This window comes from Rhizobium sp. P2_G9 (genome assembly GCF_056403475.1).
Genome location: NZ_JBFUFK010000007.1, coordinates 148,310 through 164,568 on the forward strand (window position 1 = coordinate 148,310; position 16,259 = coordinate 164,568).

At 61.5% G+C, this 16,259-nt stretch carries 16 protein-coding genes; 5 read left to right on the top strand and 11 right to left on the bottom strand.

Annotated elements, in window-relative coordinates; all coding sequences use genetic code 11:
• Positions 1-6: 6 nt before the first annotated feature.
• Positions 7-1,215, bottom strand: coding sequence for an NAD(P)/FAD-dependent oxidoreductase (locus AC1DYF_RS08190; RefSeq protein WP_477876206.1), 1,209 nt, complete (start codon positions 1,213-1,215; stop codon positions 7-9).
• A gap of 220 nt (positions 1,216-1,435) precedes the next feature.
• Between AC1DYF_RS08190 and AC1DYF_RS08195 the strand changes: the two genes are divergently transcribed.
• Both AC1DYF_RS08195 and AC1DYF_RS08200 read left to right on the top strand, forming a co-directional pair.
• On the top strand, positions 1,436-2,314 hold the full coding sequence (locus AC1DYF_RS08195; protein WP_477876207.1) for a phosphotransferase: 879 nt from the start codon (positions 1,436-1,438) through the stop codon (positions 2,312-2,314).
• A 12-nt stretch (positions 2,315-2,326) separates the two neighbouring features.
• Complete coding sequence (locus AC1DYF_RS08200) at positions 2,327-4,774, top strand: GcvT family protein (protein WP_477876208.1); 2,448 nt, start codon at positions 2,327-2,329, stop codon at positions 4,772-4,774.
• A 33-nt stretch (positions 4,775-4,807) separates the two neighbouring features.
• Here the strand turns inward: AC1DYF_RS08200 and AC1DYF_RS08205 are convergent, their stop codons facing one another.
• The 10 genes from AC1DYF_RS08205 to AC1DYF_RS08250 all read right to left on the bottom strand — a co-directional run bounded on the left by AC1DYF_RS08205 (position 4,808) and on the right by AC1DYF_RS08250 (position 14,039).
• A complete protein-coding gene (locus AC1DYF_RS08205) occupies positions 4,808-5,794 on the bottom strand; it encodes a type II secretion system F family protein (protein WP_477876209.1) in 987 nt (328 codons plus the stop codon).
• Between the two features lie 13 nt (positions 5,795-5,807).
• Positions 5,808-6,818, bottom strand: a complete 1,011-nt coding sequence (locus AC1DYF_RS08210) for a type II secretion system F family protein (RefSeq protein WP_477876210.1) — start codon at positions 6,816-6,818, stop codon at positions 5,808-5,810.
• Between the two features lie 77 nt (positions 6,819-6,895).
• Positions 6,896-8,383, bottom strand: a complete 1,488-nt coding sequence (locus AC1DYF_RS08215) for a CpaF family protein (RefSeq protein WP_477876211.1) — start codon at positions 8,381-8,383, stop codon at positions 6,896-6,898.
• A gap of 30 nt (positions 8,384-8,413) precedes the next feature.
• Entirely contained in the window at positions 8,414-9,709 is a 1,296-nt protein-coding gene (locus AC1DYF_RS08220) for a CpaE/TadZ family protein (RefSeq protein ID WP_477876212.1), read from the bottom strand.
• 22 nt (positions 9,710-9,731) lie between these two features.
• Positions 9,732-10,463, bottom strand: a complete 732-nt coding sequence (locus AC1DYF_RS08225; protein WP_477876213.1) for a CpaD family pilus assembly protein — start codon at positions 10,461-10,463, stop codon at positions 9,732-9,734.
• 9 nt (positions 10,464-10,472) lie between these two features.
• Positions 10,473-12,011 carry a type II and III secretion system protein family protein gene (locus AC1DYF_RS08230; protein WP_477876214.1) on the bottom strand — a complete coding sequence of 513 codons (1,539 nt, stop codon included), beginning with the start codon at positions 12,009-12,011 and terminating at the stop codon, positions 10,473-10,475.
• A gap of 19 nt (positions 12,012-12,030) precedes the next feature.
• On the bottom strand, positions 12,031-12,861 hold the full coding sequence (gene cpaB, locus AC1DYF_RS08235) for a Flp pilus assembly protein CpaB (protein WP_477876215.1): 831 nt from the start codon (positions 12,859-12,861) through the stop codon (positions 12,031-12,033).
• A 119-nt stretch (positions 12,862-12,980) separates the two neighbouring features.
• Positions 12,981-13,493 carry an A24 family peptidase gene (locus AC1DYF_RS08240; RefSeq protein WP_477876216.1) on the bottom strand — a complete coding sequence of 171 codons (513 nt, stop codon included), beginning with the start codon at positions 13,491-13,493 and terminating at the stop codon, positions 12,981-12,983.
• Positions 13,494-13,503: 10 nt separating this feature from the next.
• Positions 13,504-13,665: a Flp family type IVb pilin gene (locus AC1DYF_RS08245; RefSeq protein ID WP_477876217.1), complete on the bottom strand. Its 162-nt coding sequence runs from the start codon at positions 13,663-13,665 to the stop codon at positions 13,504-13,506.
• Between the two features lie 203 nt (positions 13,666-13,868).
• Positions 13,869-14,039, bottom strand: coding sequence for a Flp family type IVb pilin (locus tag AC1DYF_RS08250; protein ID WP_477876218.1), 171 nt, complete (start codon positions 14,037-14,039; stop codon positions 13,869-13,871).
• Between the two features lie 443 nt (positions 14,040-14,482).
• Between AC1DYF_RS08250 and AC1DYF_RS08255 the strand changes: the two genes are divergently transcribed.
• The 3 genes from AC1DYF_RS08255 to AC1DYF_RS08265 all read left to right on the top strand — a co-directional run bounded on the left by AC1DYF_RS08255 (position 14,483) and on the right by AC1DYF_RS08265 (position 16,212).
• Positions 14,483-14,896 carry a pilus assembly protein N-terminal domain-containing protein gene (locus tag AC1DYF_RS08255; protein WP_477876219.1) on the top strand — a complete coding sequence of 138 codons (414 nt, stop codon included), beginning with the start codon at positions 14,483-14,485 and terminating at the stop codon, positions 14,894-14,896.
• Between the two features lie 110 nt (positions 14,897-15,006).
• On the top strand, positions 15,007-15,618 hold the full coding sequence (locus AC1DYF_RS08260; protein ID WP_477876220.1) for a TadE/TadG family type IV pilus assembly protein: 612 nt from the start codon (positions 15,007-15,009) through the stop codon (positions 15,616-15,618).
• 9 nt (positions 15,619-15,627) lie between these two features.
• Positions 15,628-16,212, top strand: coding sequence for a TadE/TadG family type IV pilus assembly protein (locus AC1DYF_RS08265; protein ID WP_477876221.1), 585 nt, complete (start codon positions 15,628-15,630; stop codon positions 16,210-16,212).
• Positions 16,213-16,259: the final 47 nt, after the last annotated feature.

A 16,259-nucleotide genomic window follows, 5' to 3' on the forward strand; every position in this document is an offset into this window, starting at 1 on the left:
GGCGGATCAGAGGAGGAATTTCAGCACGAAAGAATGATCCTGCACCTGCGCCCGCGTCAAGGTCTTGCCGCCTTCGAGAATGCGCCGGGCGACCATATAGGTGGCGCCGTCATTGAGGCAGTCTGCGGCGAGGAATTCGTCGCCGCGGAAATAGAAGTGCGACTTCGCCCCTTCGCGCGCGCCGGGGCGGGTGATCACGTGGTCATAGCCGATGTTCAGGCCGGCAATCTGCAGCTTGAGTTCAAACTGATCGGACCAGAACCACGGCACGGGCCTGTATTCGACATTGGCATGCATGATGTTTTGCGCCGCGACAATGCCCATGTCATTGGCGTTCTGCACCGATTCCAGCCGGATCATCATGTGCCGGTAAGGGAAGGAGACGCAGTCGCCGATGGCGAAGATCGACGGGTCGGAGGTGCGCAAATGCTTGTCGATGACGATGCCATTGGCGACAATGAGCCCGCAGGCCTCGGCCAGCGCCGTGTCCGGCACGACGCCGATGCCGGTAATGACGAAATCGGCCGCGATGATCGAACCGTCGGTCAGTTCGACGCCATCAGCCTGGCCGTCTTTCTCGACGATCTTCACCAGGCTGGCATTTTCGAAGATGCGCACACCATGCTCATGGTGCAGCGTGCGGACATCGTCGGCCGTCTCTTCGCTGGCAACACGCTTGAGAATACGGTCAGCCGCCTCGATGACGGTGACGGAAACGCCCTTCTTGGCAGCCTCGGAGGCTGCTTCGAGGCCGATATAACCGCCGCCGATCACGACCAGCCGCGCGCCGTCCTGCATCCGCGCCATCAGATCATGGGCATCGGAGAGATCGCGCATGACGAAAACATTCGGCAGCGTGCCGCCGATTGCGGCGGGCAGGCGCCGCGGCCGGGCGCCGGTGGCGAAGACCAGATGATCGTAGGACAGCGTCTCGCCATCCGAAAGCGTCGCCGTCTTCTTCTCGCGGTCGATCGTCTCGACCCGCATGCCGTTTTTCAGCGCGATGCGATTGGTCTCGTACCAATCGGCCGGCCGGAACAGGATCTGGTCGAAACTCACCTTCTGCGACATATAGGCCTTGGAGAGCGGCGGCCGCTGGTAGGGCAGTTCCGGATCGGCGCTGACCAGTGTGATTTCCGCCTCAGGCGAAAGCTTGCGCAGTTCCGCGGCGAGCGCCAGTGCGGCATGGCTGCCGCCAATCACGAGTGTCTTCATTCCGGCCCCCAAGGTCGAACCAAGCTCCAATAGAGCATGTGTTGAACATGATTTCCGGATTTTCGGCAAGACGTGCGCCGTCATGCGACGGCCGGTGGTCCGCTTTGCGGCGTAATTGACGGAAAACAAGACACATTTCCGCGAGGCAATTTACAATCGTCCCGCCGCTATTCTATGGTGCCGCCCATCGTTTCTATCTCTTACCTTCGGGAAGCAATGCATGGTGGAAAGTCCGGAGGACCGCATCCGAAATCTCGACTTCTGGCGGGGGAAGATCGAAATCGAGCCACTCTCAGGCGGGATGACCAATCGCAACTACCGCGTGAAAGACGGAGGCAGAACGGTCGCCGTGCGGCTGGGCGACGACATCGCCGTGCACATGATCAGCCGCGCCAATGAACTCGCCGCGTCTCGCGCAGCCGAGGCCGCCGGCATTTCGCCCGCCATCCTGCATCATGCGCCGGGCGTGCTGGTGATGGACTATGTCGAGGCGAAGACGCTCTCCTCCGCCGACATCGACAATCCGGCAATGATCAAGCGGATCATTCCGCTCCTGCGCAAATGCCATGAGGACATTCCGAAATATTTCCGCGGCCCGGCCATGATCTTCTGGGTGTTCCAGGTGATCCGTGACTATGCAAATACGCTGAAGGACGGCGACAGCGAATACCTGCCCGAAGTCAAGATTCTGCTGCAGAAATCGCAGAAACTCGAAGCGGCGGCCGGTCCCTATTCTGTCGTCTTCGGCCACAACGACCTGCTGGCGGCCAATTTTCTCGATGACGGCAAGCGGCTCTGGCTGATCGACTGGGACTATGCGGGGTTCAATTCGCCGCTTTTCGATCTCGGCGGCCTTGCCTCCAACAACCAGCTTTCGGAGGAGCGCGAGGCGTCGCTGCTGGAAGCCTATTTCGAGACCATGCTGAGCGAGCCGCTCTGGCGCCGCTACAAGGCGATGAAATGCGCTTCGTTGCTGCGCGAAACGATGTGGAGCATGGTGTCGGAAATCCACTCCACCATCGGCTTCGATTACAAGACCTATACGGCCGAAAACCGTGCACGCTTCGATGCGGCCTATGCCGCCTTCCAGGAAATCTGAGGATCCACCGGCATGAAAGAGCTCCCCTCAACGGCAAAGATCGTGGTGATCGGCGGCGGCATTGTCGGCTGCTCGACGGCCTACCATCTCGGCAAACTCGGCCTCATCGACACCGTGCTGCTCGAACGCAAGAAGCTGACCTCCGGCTCGACTTTCCATGCCGCCGGCCTTGTCGGACAGCTGCGGACCAGCGCCAATATCACCCAATTGCTCGGCCATTCGGTGGCACTCTACAAGACGCTCGAGGCCGAAACCGGACTCGCCACCGGCTGGAAGATGAATGGCGGCATGCGGCTCGCCTGCAACGAAGAGCGCTGGACCGAGGTGAAGCGCCAGGCGACCACCGCCCATTCCTTCGGCCTGGAAATGCACCTTTTGTCGCCCAAGGAAGCGCAGGACTTCTGGCCGCTGATGCAGGTCGACGACGTCGTCGGCGCAGCCTTCCTGCCCACCGACGGCCAGGCCAATCCATCCGACATCACCCAGGCGCTCGCCAAGGGCGCGCGCATGGCCGGGGTGTCGATCTTCGAGGATATCGAAGTCACCGATCTCGAAATCGCCAATGGCCGGATCAAGGCCGTCGTCACCGAACGCGGCCGGATCGAATGCGAGAAGGTCGTGGTCTGCGCCGGGCAATGGACGCGCGCCTTCGCCGCCCGCTTCGGCGTCAATGTGCCGCTCGTCTCGGTGCAACATCAATATGTGATCACCGAGGCCTTCGGCGTGCCCTCCAACCTGCCGACGCTGCGCGACCCGGACCGGCTGACGTATTACAAGGAAGAGGTCGGCGGCCTGGTGATGGGCGGCTATGAGCCGAACCCGATCGGCTGGGCCGAAAAGGGCATTCCCGAGGGCTTTCACTATACCCTGCTCGACAGCGATTTCGATCATTTCGAGCCGATCATGGAGTTCGCGCTTGGCCGGGTGCCGAAATTGCAGGAGATCGGCATCAAGCAATTGCTGAACGGTCCGGAAAGCTTTACCCCCGACGGCAATTTCATCCTCGGCGAGGCGCCGGAACTGAAGAATTTCTTCGTCGGCGCCGGTTTCAATGCCTTCGGCATCGCCTCGGGCGGCGGCGCCGGCATGGCCCTGGCTGAATGGGCCGCCAAGGGCGAGGCGCCCTATGATCTCTGGCCCGTGGATATCCGCCGCTTCGGCCGGCCGCATTTCGACACCGACTGGGTGCGCACCCGCACCTACGAAGCCTATGGCAAGCATTACACCATGGCCTGGCCGTTCGAGGAACATTCCTCCGGCCGGCCGGCGCGCAAATCGCCGCTTTATGACCGCTTGAAGGCCCAGGGCGCCGCCTTCGGCGAAAAGCTCGGCTGGGAGCGGCCGAACTGGTTTGCCGATGCAGCCAAGGGCGAAAAGCCGGAAGATATTTACACGTACGGCCGTCAGAACTGGTTCGTCGCGGTCGGCCGGGAGCACAAGGCCGCGCGCGAAACCGCCGTGCTGTTCGACCAGACATCTTTCGCCAAGTTCACGCTCAAAGGGCGCGACGCCGAAGCCGCGCTGCAGTGGATCGCCGCGGGCAATGTCGGCCGCAAGCCCGGCTCGCTCACCTATACCCAGATGCTCAACGATCGCGGCGGCATCGAATGCGATCTCACCTGCGCCCGCATCGCCGAGGACGAATATTACATCGTCACCGGCACCGGCTTCGCCACGCATGATTTCGACTGGATCAACCGCAACATTCCCGACAGCGCCCATGCCAGCCTGATCGACGTCACCTCGGCTTATACCGTGCTGTCGTTGATGGGGCCGGCGTCGCGCGACATCCTGCAGGCGGTGACCGCGGCGGATGTCTCCAACGCCGCTCTGCCCTTTGCCCAGTTCCGCACCATCGGCATCGGCGGCGCCCCGGTCAGGGTGCTGCGCATCACCTATGTCGGCGAACTCGGCTACGAACTGCACCTGCCGGTCGAATATGCCGCGGGCATCTACGATCTGCTGATGCAAGCGGGTAGCGCGCATGGCCTCGTCAATGCCGGCTACCGCGCCATCGAAAGCCTCCGACTGGAAAAGGGCTACCGCGCCTGGGGCTCCGATATCGGTCCCGACCATACGCCCGTCGAGGCCGGCCTTGGCTGGGCGGTGAAGACGAAATCCAAGGTCGATTTCCGCGGCCGCGCCGCCGTCGAAGCGCAGTTGAAAAATGGCGTCAGAAAAATGTTCGCCGGATTCACGGTCGACGATCCCGATGTCGTGCTGCTCGGCCGCGAGACCATCTACCGCAACGGCCAGCGCGTCGGCTGGCTGAGCTCCGGCGGCTTTGGCTATACGATCGGCAAGTCAATCGGCTATGGCTATGTCCGCGATGCCAGGGGCGTGACGGAGGATTATGTCCTGTCCGGCGAATATGAGCTCGAAGTGGCGACGGAGCGGGTCAAGGCGAATGTGTCGCTGACGCCGTTCTATGATCCGGAGAATGCGCGGGTGAAGGGGTAGCGTCAGAGCCTGTGGTACCCCCTCTGTTCTGTCTCAGAACTTGTCCGACACCTGAATACCCGCCGGCCCGAGAATAACCGCGATCAGCACCGGCAGGAAGAACAGGATCATCGGCACGGTCAGCTTGGGCGGCAGTGCCGCGGCCTTTTTCTCGGCCTCGTTCATGCGCTGGTCGCGGCTTTCCTGGGCGAGCACGCGCAGTGCCTGGGCCACCGGCGTGCCGTAGCGTTCGGCCTGGATCAGCGCCTGGGTCACGGCCTGGACGATGTCGAGCTGGGTGCGCTTGGCAAGGTTTTCGTAAGCCTGCCGCCGTTCCTGCAGGAAGGAGAGTTCGGCATTGGTGAGGATCATTTCCTCGGCTAGTTCCGGCGAGGCCTGGGCCAGTTCGTCGGCGACCCGGCGGATCGCGGCTTCGATCGAGACACCGGATTCGACGCAGATCAGCATCAGGTCGAGCGCATCCGGCCAGGCGCGGCGGATCGATTTCTGTCGCTTGCCGATCTTGTTGGAGATGAAGATATTGGGCGAATAGAAGCCGAGATAGCTGACGCCCACCACGGTCAGGAGCCGCACCATGAAGGTCTGGTTGGCCAGGTAACCGAGCACGAAGATGTAGAACGCCGCGGCGGCGAGAAACACGAAGGGCAGGAAGAAACGGGCGAACAGGAACATGTTCAGCGCGTTCTGCGAACGGTAGCCCGCAGCGCGCAGCTTGTCGACCGTGCTGGTATCGACCAGCGCCTCGCGCAGATTGAGCCGGTCGACGATCTGTCGGACCGAGGAATTGTTCTGGACGCGCAGGCTGGCCTTCTGGCTCGACGCCTCGGCGTTCAGCCGGGCGCGCTCGCGGCCGCGGATTTGTTCGCGCTCGGTGGTAACGGCGCGCATGCGCTTGTCCAGCCCGCCCTGGTCGAAATAGGGCAGGATCAGGCTGTAGATGGTCGCGAACACTGCGATCGCCACCAGGCCGGCGATGATGATCGTCGGGTTCGTCAGCGTGCTTACCAGTTCGTTATGCATCGTGCCGTCCCCGTCAGATATCGAAATTGATCATGTTGCGCATGACGAAGATGCCGATCGACATCCAGATGCCCGAAGCGCCAAGGATCAGGTGACCGCGCGGATCGGTGAACAGGATCATCATATATTGCGGCGAGGTCAGGTAGACGAGGACCATGACGATAAAGGGCAGCGCGCCGATGATCGCCGCCGACGCCTTGGCTTCCATGGACAGCGCCGAGACCTTGGCCTTCATCTTCTTGCGCTCGCGCAGCACGCGCGCGAGGTTGCCAAGCGCTTCGGAAAGATTGCCGCCGGCTTGTGCCTGGATCGTGATGACCACCGAGAAGAAGTTGACCTCCTGCAGCGGCACGCTCAAATTCATGCGGCTGATGGCTTCCGGCACGGAGAGCCCAAGCTGCTGGGCTTCGACGACCTTGCGGAACTCGCCCTTGACGGGTTCTCTCGCCTCACCGGCGATGAGACGGATCGCGTCGTTGAGCGGCAGGCCCGACTTGATCGATCGCACCATGACTTCGAGCGCGTTGGGCAGTTCCTCGATGAACTTCTTCATCCGCCGCTTGAACATGAAGGAGACGAAGAACCGCGGCAGGCCGACGCCGACGACGAAGGCGATGCCCAGCGTCAGGAAGAGCGGCATGCCGAAGATGAAGCCGACGACGAAAATCGTCGACCCGAGCACCGCATTGACGATATAGAACTGCGTTTCGGTGAAGCCGAGGCCCGCCTGGGCGATCTTCGCCTTCAACGTCACCTGCTTCTTCTTGTTGGCTTCGGCCTGCTTCTTTTCGAGTTCCTTGAGCGAATCCTGCACGGATTTGCGCCGCTTGGTCATTTCCGACAGGCGGTCGCGCGAGGCCTTGACCTTGACGCGATCGGTCTCGGCCGTGGCGACCTTGCTGACGCGGCTCTGTGTCCGCTTGTCGGTCTCGATGCGCGAGAACAGCACGCCATAGCTCACGGCGCCTGCGGCGAGCGCCGCAAGCGCGATGATTGCAATCACTGTCGGGTCGAGGCCAAACATTCCCAAAACCTTTCTTCCGCCGCGCCGCATCCACGCAGCCAGCGGTTCATTCCCTTATTCCGCCAGTCGAGCACACATCATTTCGACTTGGCTTCCATCTCGTCGAGTGCCTGGGCCAGCCGCTTGTCCTCGCCGAAATAGCGGGCGCGATCCCAGAAATAGGGCTTGCCGATGCCGGTCGACTTGTGCCGGCCGATGATGCGGCCATTGTTGTCTTCACCTTCGATCTCAAAGCGCATCAGSTCCTGGGTGATGATGACGTCGCCTTCCATGCCGAGCACTTCGGTGATGTGGGTGATGCGGCGCGAACCGTCGCGCAGGCGCGCGGCCTGGATGATCACGTCGACCGAACCGGAGATGATCTCGCGCACCGTCTTGGCCGGCAGCGAGAAACCGCCCATGGCGATCATCGACTCCATGCGGCTCAGGCATTCGCGCGGCGTATTGGAGTGGATCGTGCCCATCGAACCGTCGTGGCCGGTGTTCATCGCCTGCAACAGGTCGAAAACCTCCGGTCCGCGCACTTCGCCGACGATGATGCGTTCCGGCCGCATACGCAGGCAGTTCTTGACCAGTTCGCGCATGGTCACCTCGCCTTCGCCTTCGATGTTCGGCGGACGGGTTTCGAGGCGCACGACATGCGGCTGCTGCAATTGCAGTTCCGCCGAGTCTTCGCAGGTGATGATGCGCTCATGCGTGTCGATATAGCGCGTCAGGCAGTTGAGCAGTGTCGTCTTGCCCGAGCCGGTGCCGCCGGAGACGACGATATTGCAGCGGACGCGGCCGATGATCTGCAGCAATGTCGAGCCTTCCGGCGTGATCGAGCCGAAGCGGACGAGCTGGTCGAGCGTCAGCTTGTCCTTCTTGAACTTGCGGATCGTCAGTGCCGCACCGTCGATGGCGAGCGGCGGGGCGATGACGTTGACGCGCGAACCGTCCGGCAGGCGAGCGTCGCAGATCGGCGAGGATTCATCGACGCGGCGGCCGACCTGGCTGACGATGCGCTGGCAGATCGACAGCAGTTGCTGATTGTCGCGAAAGCGGATCTCGCTTTCCTCGATCTTGCCGTTGACTTCGATGAAGGTCTTGCCGGCGCCGTTGACCATGATGTCGGCGATGTCGTCGCGGGCGAGCAGCGGCTCCAGCGGGCCGTAGCCGAGCACGTCGTTGCAGATGTCCTCGAGCAGTTCTTCCTGCTCGGAAATCGACATCGCATAGCTTTTGATGGTGATGATATCGTTGACGATATCGCGGATTTCCTCGCGCGCGCTCTCGGCGTCGAGCTTGGCGAGCTGCGACAGGTCGATCGTGTCGATCAGCGCCGAGAACACCTCGGTCTTGGTGTGGTAGTAGTCCTCCGAGCGCGTGGTCTTGCGGCGCGCCGGCTGCGGGGCGGCCGGCGTGCGGACGGATTGGCTGTCGCGCGCGGGTTCCTGCAAGACCGGCACCTGCTGCGGCGCCAGCGGCGGCGGTGCCGTCATCACGGCTGCGGCAGGCTGCGGCGCGGTGACCGTCGGAGCAGCCGGCCGGCTGACAGGACCCTCGTTTCCACGTTTACCGAACATTGGTTCTACCGCTCCATACGCGTTCCAAGTTTACTTCTTCTTGCTGCCAAGCCTGCCGAGAATACTGCCCAGCGCGCTGCCGCCCTTGCGGGCCTTCTTCAGCGTGGCCCTGCCGGTGACGATATGGGCAATCTGGCTCATCACCTCCGCCGTCGGCGCCTTGGCGTCCATCTCGGCGATCATCCGGCCGGAATTGGCGGCATTGCCGAACAATTGCGCATCGAACGGAATGATCGCCGTCGGCTGCACTTCCAGCGGCTCGCAGAAATCGTTGGGCAGGATTTCGGGCCGTTTCGGCAGGCCGACCTGGTTGAGTATCAGATGCGCGACCTTGTCGTTGGGCCGGAGCTTCCTCAGCTGGTCGAACATGTTCTTGGCATTGCGCAGATTGGCGAGATCGGGTGCGGCGACGATCACCACCTCGTCGACATCGGCGAGAAGCGAGCGCGTCCATTCATTCCAGGCATGCGGCACGTCGAGCACGCTGACAGGGGCGGCGCGCTGCAACACTTCCAGCACCGGCTGGAACGCCATGCGCTCGAAGTCGTAAGTGCGGTCGAGCAGCGACGGTGCGGCGAGCAGCGACAGATGTTCCGAACATTTGGTCAGCAGGCGGTCGAGGAACACTTCGTCCAGGCGATCAGGCGAATAGACCGCCTCGGCCATGCCCTGGCTCGGATCCTGGTCGAAATCGATATTGGCGGTGCCGTAAGGCAGGTCGAGATCGGCGAGGATGACCTCCTGGGTGAACAGCGACGAGATGCCCCAGGCGATGTTGTGGGCGATGGTCGAGGACCCGACACCGCCCTTGGCGCCGATGAAGGCGACCGAGCGGCCGAGCGGCTCGGCTTCCGGATCGACGAAGATCGAGGAGATCGCCGCAAGGATGTCGCCGAGCGAGATCGGCGCCACCATATATTCCGACACGCCGTTGCGGATCAGGTCGCGGTAGAGCGGGATGTCATTGTGGCGACCGATGATCACCACCTTGGTGGAGGGATCGCAGACTTCGGCCAGCGGCGCGAGCTCGTCCATGATTTCGTTTGGCGCCGCACTGGTTTCGAGCAGGATAAGATTGGGCGTCGGCGTCGAGGCGAACATGTTGGCCGCGGCCTGGATGCTGCCCTGGTTGATGCGGAAACTGACCTTGGCCATGCGCCGGTCTTCGGCGAGCTTCTCCATCAGCGCATACATGCTTTCCGTTTCGCAGAAGGCATGCACGGAAATGCGCGGCAACGGCCGGAGCTGGTCGAGATCGCCGGGGCGGGTCAGGACTTCGGCGGCCGGCTCCTCGCCACTGTTGATGCCGTATTCCACAGCGTTCATGGTCTTCGACCCCTGTTCTTTCTCACTGGCCGCTTGAGCTGCTCGACGTATCCGACGTCGTACCGGAGCGGTATGTCTCGATGATCGTCGCGCGGTTCTGTGCGTCGATCGCCGACATGCCGCGCGGGCCGACGAGATCGTTCGGGTTGGCGATCTGGGCGGCAAGGTTCTGCTGGCTGGCGCAGCCGAAATTCTCGTAATTGCGGTTTTCGATCACCGACGGCCCGGTCACCAGGTCGCTCGGCCATTGCCCGCATTCGTTGGTCATCGCGGTGACGGCGACGAAGCCGAGCCTGACCGGTGCCGAGACGTTGCCGCCGGGAGCGTCATAATTGGTGAAGACGATGCGCGAGGCCGGCACTTCGTTGTCGGTCAGCGCTTTGCGGATCTCGCCGCGCAGCCGCAGGGCCGTGGGAGAATTGGCGGCATTCAGCGGCAGCGCAATGCGGATGGTGCTCTTGCTCAGCGCCGCATAATCCTGTGCGAAGCCCTTGATCAGGTCGCGCGTCGACGGTGTCAGGCCATGCTCGCCGGCGGCGAGCGGTATGTCGAGATTGTGCTCGGCTTCGGCAAGCGTGATCGGATGGCTTCTGCGATAATCATCGGGGATCGAGCCCGTCGTCGTATGGTCGGGCCGGGTCGTGCCGCAGGAACTCAGCAGCGTGGCGGCGGCGATGATCGTCGCCATGCCGGCGAGCCTCAGCAGGTCTTTATGCCTGGCGCGGGGGAGGAGCGGTGCCTGGTTGTTCAACATGTCGTCCCCTCATTTATAGATGAAGCCGATAGTGCCATTGTATTGGCCCGGCTGCTGGTTGTTGTCGCGCCGGCCATAGACCTTGTTGACGCGGTTCATGAAGAAGGTCGCAACATCGCCTTCCGGATTGAAATTGTCGTCCGGGCGGGCGAGCTTGGAGCGTTCGACGGGCCGCACGAGATAGGGCGTGGCGATGATCACCAGTTCGCTCTCGTTGCGCTGGAAATCCTTCGAGCGGAACAGCGTGCCGAGGATCGGCAGCTTCATCAGCCCCGGCAGGCCGCTGGTCGCCTGACGAATGTCGTCGCGGACGAGGCCGCCGATGACGATCGAGCCGCCCGACGGCAGTTCGACCGTGGTCGAGGCCGTGCGCTTGCGGATGCCGAGATAGGTCACCCCCGGCACGCTGCTGGTTCCGCCCCAGGCGAACGATCCCTCGAAGGTCGGCTCCGACACTTCCGTGTCGATCACCAGCGAGATGCGGCCGGGAGAGAGCACGACCGGCTTGAAGTTCAGCTTTATGCCATATTCGACGGAGTCGACGTTACGGACGATTTCGCCGTCCTTGCTGATGTTCTGTTTCGAGGGCACGCGGAATTCGCCGCCGACATAGAAGTTGGCCTGCTGGCCCGAGATCGCCGTCAGTGACGGTTCTGCAAGCGTGCGCATCACGCCGGCCTGTTCCATGGCGTTGACGAAAGTGGAGATGTCGAAACCGCCGAGCTTGCCTGCGAGCGTATTGCCGCTCACCCAGTCCGTCGAAGCGCCGAGATTGGTCGGGTTCTGGAAGCTGATGGCGCCGCTCTGGCCGGAAATCGTGCCCGAGAAGCCGAGCTGCTTGACGATCTGGCGGCTGACTTCGGCCACCGTGACCTTCAGCGTCACCTGGTCCTCGGCCTCGATCGTCAGCATGTCGACGATCTGCGAGGTCTGCCGCTGTTCGTTGAACAGCGCCACGGTGGCATCGCCGGTGGCCGTGGTCGAGCTTGCGGAGATGTTGCGTGTCGTCGCTTCACCGCCGGTGACGAAGATCTGCGCCAGACGCTCGGCCTGGGCAGCATCCTGCGGCGTGCGCACCGAGCCGGTGAGCACGATATTGTCGGAGATGATTTCGACATTGATGTCGGAGTCGGGGATGAAGCGCTTGAGCTGCGCCTGCAGGGTGGAAATGTCGCGTTCGATCACCAGGTCGAGCGTCACCAGTTCCTCGCCATTGGCGCCGAAGATGAACACATTGGTCTGGCCGACGGCCTTGCCGAACAGGTAGAGCCGGGTCGAGGTGCGGGTCACGGCATCAGCGACTTCGGGATCGGCGACCATGACATCATGCGCGTCAACAGGCAGATCGATCACCAGCGCCTTGTTGAGGCCGAGTTTCAGCGTCTTGCTGGCGCCGGGGCCGACCTTCGAGATCCGGTAGATCGATTGCTCGGCATGGGCGACCGATGGGCCGATCAGCGTGTAACTGTGGAAATTCGGCACGCCGGCGGCCGTGAGCACGAGGCTCAGGAAAGCGATGAGCGGAGCCAGAGTTCTGCGATTTGCCATGGTCTTGTCCTTGCTCACGTCAATGGCTTTCCTGGCTGTTGTCTTTGGAAGCGGTGTCGTTCAATTTCTGGATCACGCCTGATTTGATCACCTGGATCGTCGGCTGGCCCGAATCGCCCGACAGAAGATGCTTGGCGACGATCGAATCCGGCTCCTGGGCATCGGCGACCGAGCGCAGCGCCAGCGTCAGCTTCTCGGCCATCTGCTGGGCGACGACGATGACTTTCGCCTGTTCGGGGGAGAGCTCCAGCGTTGCCGTGGTGCCGACCACCGTCTTCTGGCCCTCGTCCTTTTCCTGGATCTGCTGGTCAATGGCGAGCACGCGGATGTTGGTGAGGATGGTCTCGGTGGTGAACTGGCCGTCATCGCCCTTGCGCACCATGATCACGTCGACCCGGTCATTGGGCAGGATGAAGCCGCCGGCACTGGTCGAGACCGATATTTCGGTCGCCACAGCCCGCTTGCCGGAAGGCAGCAGCGACGACATGATGGCACTGCCGGGATCGGCGATCTTTTCGGCCCGTACCGGCTCGCCCTCGAACATCGGCAGGCGGACGATCGCGTTCTTGAGTTCCTTGATCGCGTCCGGCCGGGCTTCGGAGGTGATGAAGCCGTCGACGATCGATCCCTGCGGCCAGCCGGCCCAGCGCATCGAATCGTCGTTGAGCCGAGATCCGACCGGCAGGTTGGCGGCCGCCACCAGCACGTTGATCACCGGCTCCTTCTTGATCAGCGTTTCCGCCGGAATCTGCACGATGGTCTTCTTGCCCGCGAGATTCATCGCAAGGAAGGCTGCTGCACCCGCGGCGACAAGTGCGACGGACAGTATGATGAGTCGGGCGGGCTTCATTCCTTGATCCCTGCATGTGACGAATTCACAGCGCAGAATGGTCAGGAATTGGTGTRATTATGGTTAACGGAATGATTACATCTATAGTTAATTAAACATAAAACCTGGCGCGACCCGGCTTACCCGATCCCATGAAGCGCATGTTCGACCAGCGGCGAGGCCGGGAAGGCGAGGAAGGCCGCGGCGCCGATCGCCAGGCCATAGGGCAGTTTCGTCGGCTGCAATATGGTCGCGGGCAGCGGGATACGCGAGGCCATGATGATGTCGTGATGCGCACGGAGCGTCAGGATCAGCATGGCGAGCACGCCGCCCAGAGCCGACACATAGACAAGATAGGTGACCAGCGACTGGCCGAGCCCGAACCAGATCGCACTGGCCGTCAGGATTTTGGCATCGCCGCCACCCATTTTGTTGAACGCGAACAAGGCGAAGCAGAAGGCGAAGACCGCGGCACCGGCGGCGATATGGCCGAGGAAATCGGTCAGACTCAGGCCGACGAACGGCGCGATGGCGACGAAGCTGACGATCAGGACCACCGAGAGCCGGTTGGGTATGGTCATGGTCAGGAGGTCGCTGACGGCTGCCATTGCCATGCAAAGCGGAAAGATCACCAGGATCGCGGCCGTAACCATGTTCTTGGACTCAGTAATTGATGAGGTTGGCGAGATAGAAGAATTGGGCGTTGAGATTGTTGGCGAAGGCGCCAAGGCCCGTCAGCAAGGCGATGGAGATGATTGCAGTGAGGACGCCGTATTCGACAGCAGTTGCCCCGCTCTTGTCCTTCAGTATCATCCTGAACAGCATATCGTCGCCTTTAGCTATGAGCCCCAACCACGCTATAATCGATGCATCATAAACCCTTAATGGACGTTGAAGCTTCGAAAAAATATCTATGGTTGATACGCCGTTAATGTCGAACAGGCTGATAAAGCATATATGAAAGGGTCCGTCCCGATGGAGACGGACCCTTCTGACACTATGAGCGAATGGCCTTAGGCCTCACCATATCAGGTGGCGTTCAGCTTGCCGGCGAGGGTCTCGAACTGCTTGTTGAGCGCCGTGCCGAGCGCCGAGGCGCCGGTGATCAGAGCGATCGAGATCAGAGCTGCAATGAGGCCGTATTCAATGGCGGTCGCGCCGGACTCATCCTTCATAAAACGTGCGAAAATCGCGGACATCGTTGTCTCCTGTTAGGTACATCAGCACTTCCGCCAACTGTTGCCGTTGGATCGGATGGGCTGAGACTATAGGGGGGGTGTTGCGGCCACCTTAAGAAAAACGGTTAAGATCAGCTTAACGGCCGAGAAGAGAATAACGTAGTAAACCATGGTTCAATGTCTTTGATCAAATTTTACTTGAACGAGAATCGCATGTGTTTTCAACACCCTCGGTGAGCCGAGGTCGCTGTCGCGGACGCCTTCATCGATACTCTAATTTGGTTYTGTCAGTTCCGTTCGGTTGCGCGGGATGAAAATTGCGACGACAGGGCGAAGCCGCCTTGCAAAAAACCTTTCATTTCTCTCTTTGCCGTCGCTCAGGTCCGTTAACCCGCATGCGGCTTAAGCATTCGTTCATCAATCTTGTCCATTGTTCATTCAGCAAATCGAGTCTGGGCCCCTTCATGCGTGCGTCGAACCTTCTTCGCTTAGCCTGTGCAATCGCAACCTGCCTCGCGGCGGGCTTCTGCACTGCTGCCTCGGCCTCCGCCGATGAGGACGGCCTGATGCGCGTGTTCCTCAACCACGCCAAAGTGCTGAAGCTGGACAGGCCGGTTTCGAAGGTCATCGTCGGCAATGCCAAGGTGGCCGATGCCACGGTCGCCGATTCGCAGACGATCGTGCTGACCGGCAAGGCCTTCGGCACCACCAATCTGGTTCTGCTCGACGCCGACGGCAATGCGCTGCTCGACGAGCGCGTGCTGGTGTCGATCGACGAGAGCAACACGCTGAGACTGTTCCGCCAGACCGTCCGCACCGTCTATTCCTGCACGCCCGCCTGCGAGGAACACCAGGCGCTCGATGGCGGCGACAAGTGAACTCTTAACAATTGGTTGACGGAACTGCTCTAATCCGGCCGCTGCCTCATACCCGGGCTTAATTCCTGTGCGTTAGAAACATCTGGATATCCAAGTGATAGGCAGATCCAATGACCGGCGATGCCGCCCGTAAGACAGAGCGATGGAGTTTGCTCAAGCGGTTGAATGACAACCGCGATGGTGCCGCGGCATTGGAATTCGCGATCCTCGCCCTCCCCTTCCTGATGCTGATCTTCGCCACGTTCGAAACCTTCCTCGCCTTCGCCGGCGAGCAGCTGATGAACAATGCCGTCGACGACATGGCGCGCAAGATCCGCACCGGCGAGATCACCTTCGGCCAGGGCAAGTCGACGGACATGACGGAATCGGAGTTCCGGGAGGCCTTCTGCGCCGAGATCGCCGTTCTCAGGATGTGTTCCAGCACCGAAGCGGCCACGCCCTCGAAACTCTACCTCGATATCAGGCAGTTCGCGAGCTTCTCCGACATGCCCAAGGACGTGCCGCGCGTGACAAGCGATCAGTTTTCCGATCTCGACACATCCGAATTCGCCTTCTCGCCCGGCGGATCGGAAAGCAAGAACATGGTGCGCGCTTATTATAAATGGCAGGTGATGACCGATCTGGTGCGGCCCTATATCAGCAATCTCCGCCCCGCCGGCCAGGTCATGCCGACGCAATTCCTCATCGTTTCGACCACGGCAATTCAGAACGAGAAATATTAGGGGGGCGGCATGCTGAAACATCTCGCAACCTCCATCCAGAAGATATCGAGCCGCTTTGCGCGAGACTGCAAAGGCGCCAGCGCCATCGAATTCGCCTTCCTCGCGCCGGTGCTGATCGCGCTCTATGTCGGTTCCTTCGAAGTCACCGAGGCCTATAATGCCGCCGGCAAGGTTTTGAAGGCGGCAGCCACGGTCTCCGACATCGTCGCGCGTCAGTCCGATGTCAGCAAGTCCTTCCTCAGCGAGATGGTCGATACGGCGGAGGCGACCATCGCGCCGCATGCGTCCGATGGCCTGACGCTGAAGATCACCGGCGTCACCATCGACAGCGCCGGCAATGCCAAGGTTCTCTGGTCGTGGAACCAGTCGGGCGGCAAGCCCTATACCGCAGGCAGCGCCGTCAGCGTTCCGGACGACATGCGCACGCCGTCGTCCTTCCTGATCCACGCGGAAGTCTCGGTGCCGCATACATTGCTGCTGTTCATGGCCAAAGGCGCCAGCCTCGGCCAGGACATGCGCACGATCACGCTGTCGCGCGAATTCTTCTATCGGCAGCGGCTCAACAACGACATCAGTTGCACCGACTGTTCTTGAGCGATTGCAAAACCGTCATGACCGGCTTACTTGGACGGATGGGAGCT

Bases quoted from the DNA above. Each gene is read 5' to 3' on its own strand.
- AC1DYF_RS08200 (WP_477876208.1), top strand. From the start codon at position 2,327: ATGAAAGAGCTCCCCTCAACGGCAAAGATCGTGGTGATCGGCGGCGGC.
- AC1DYF_RS08265 (WP_477876221.1), top strand. From the start codon at position 15,628: ATGCTGAAACATCTCGCAACCTCCATCCAGAAGATATCGAGCCGCTTT.
- AC1DYF_RS08195 (WP_477876207.1), top strand. From the start codon at position 1,436: ATGGTGGAAAGTCCGGAGGACCGCATCCGAAATCTCGACTTCTGGCGG.
- AC1DYF_RS08225 (WP_477876213.1), bottom strand. From the start codon at position 10,463: ATGTTGAACAACCAGGCACCGCTCCTCCCCCGCGCCAGGCATAAAGAC.
- AC1DYF_RS08245 (WP_477876217.1), bottom strand. From the start codon at position 13,665: ATGCTGTTCAGGATGATACTGAAGGACAAGAGCGGGGCAACTGCTGTC.
- AC1DYF_RS08220 (WP_477876212.1), bottom strand. From the start codon at position 9,709: ATGAACGCTGTGGAATACGGCATCAACAGTGGCGAGGAGCCGGCCGCC.
- AC1DYF_RS08205 (WP_477876209.1), bottom strand. From the start codon at position 5,794: ATGCATAACGAACTGGTAAGCACGCTGACGAACCCGACGATCATCATC.
- AC1DYF_RS08230 (WP_477876214.1), bottom strand. From the start codon at position 12,011: ATGGCAAATCGCAGAACTCTGGCTCCGCTCATCGCTTTCCTGAGCCTC.
- AC1DYF_RS08240 (WP_477876216.1), bottom strand. From the start codon at position 13,493: ATGGTTACGGCCGCGATCCTGGTGATCTTTCCGCTTTGCATGGCAATG.
- AC1DYF_RS08260 (WP_477876220.1), top strand. From the start codon at position 15,007: ATGACCGGCGATGCCGCCCGTAAGACAGAGCGATGGAGTTTGCTCAAG.
- AC1DYF_RS08255 (WP_477876219.1), top strand. From the start codon at position 14,483: ATGCGTGCGTCGAACCTTCTTCGCTTAGCCTGTGCAATCGCAACCTGC.
- AC1DYF_RS08190 (WP_477876206.1), bottom strand. From the start codon at position 1,215: ATGAAGACACTCGTGATTGGCGGCAGCCATGCCGCACTGGCGCTCGCC.
- AC1DYF_RS08250 (WP_477876218.1), bottom strand. From the start codon at position 14,039: ATGTCCGCGATTTTCGCACGTTTTATGAAGGATGAGTCCGGCGCGACC.
- cpaB (WP_477876215.1), bottom strand. From the start codon at position 12,861: ATGAAGCCCGCCCGACTCATCATACTGTCCGTCGCACTTGTCGCCGCG.
- AC1DYF_RS08210 (WP_477876210.1), bottom strand. From the start codon at position 6,818: ATGTTTGGCCTCGACCCGACAGTGATTGCAATCATCGCGCTTGCGGCG.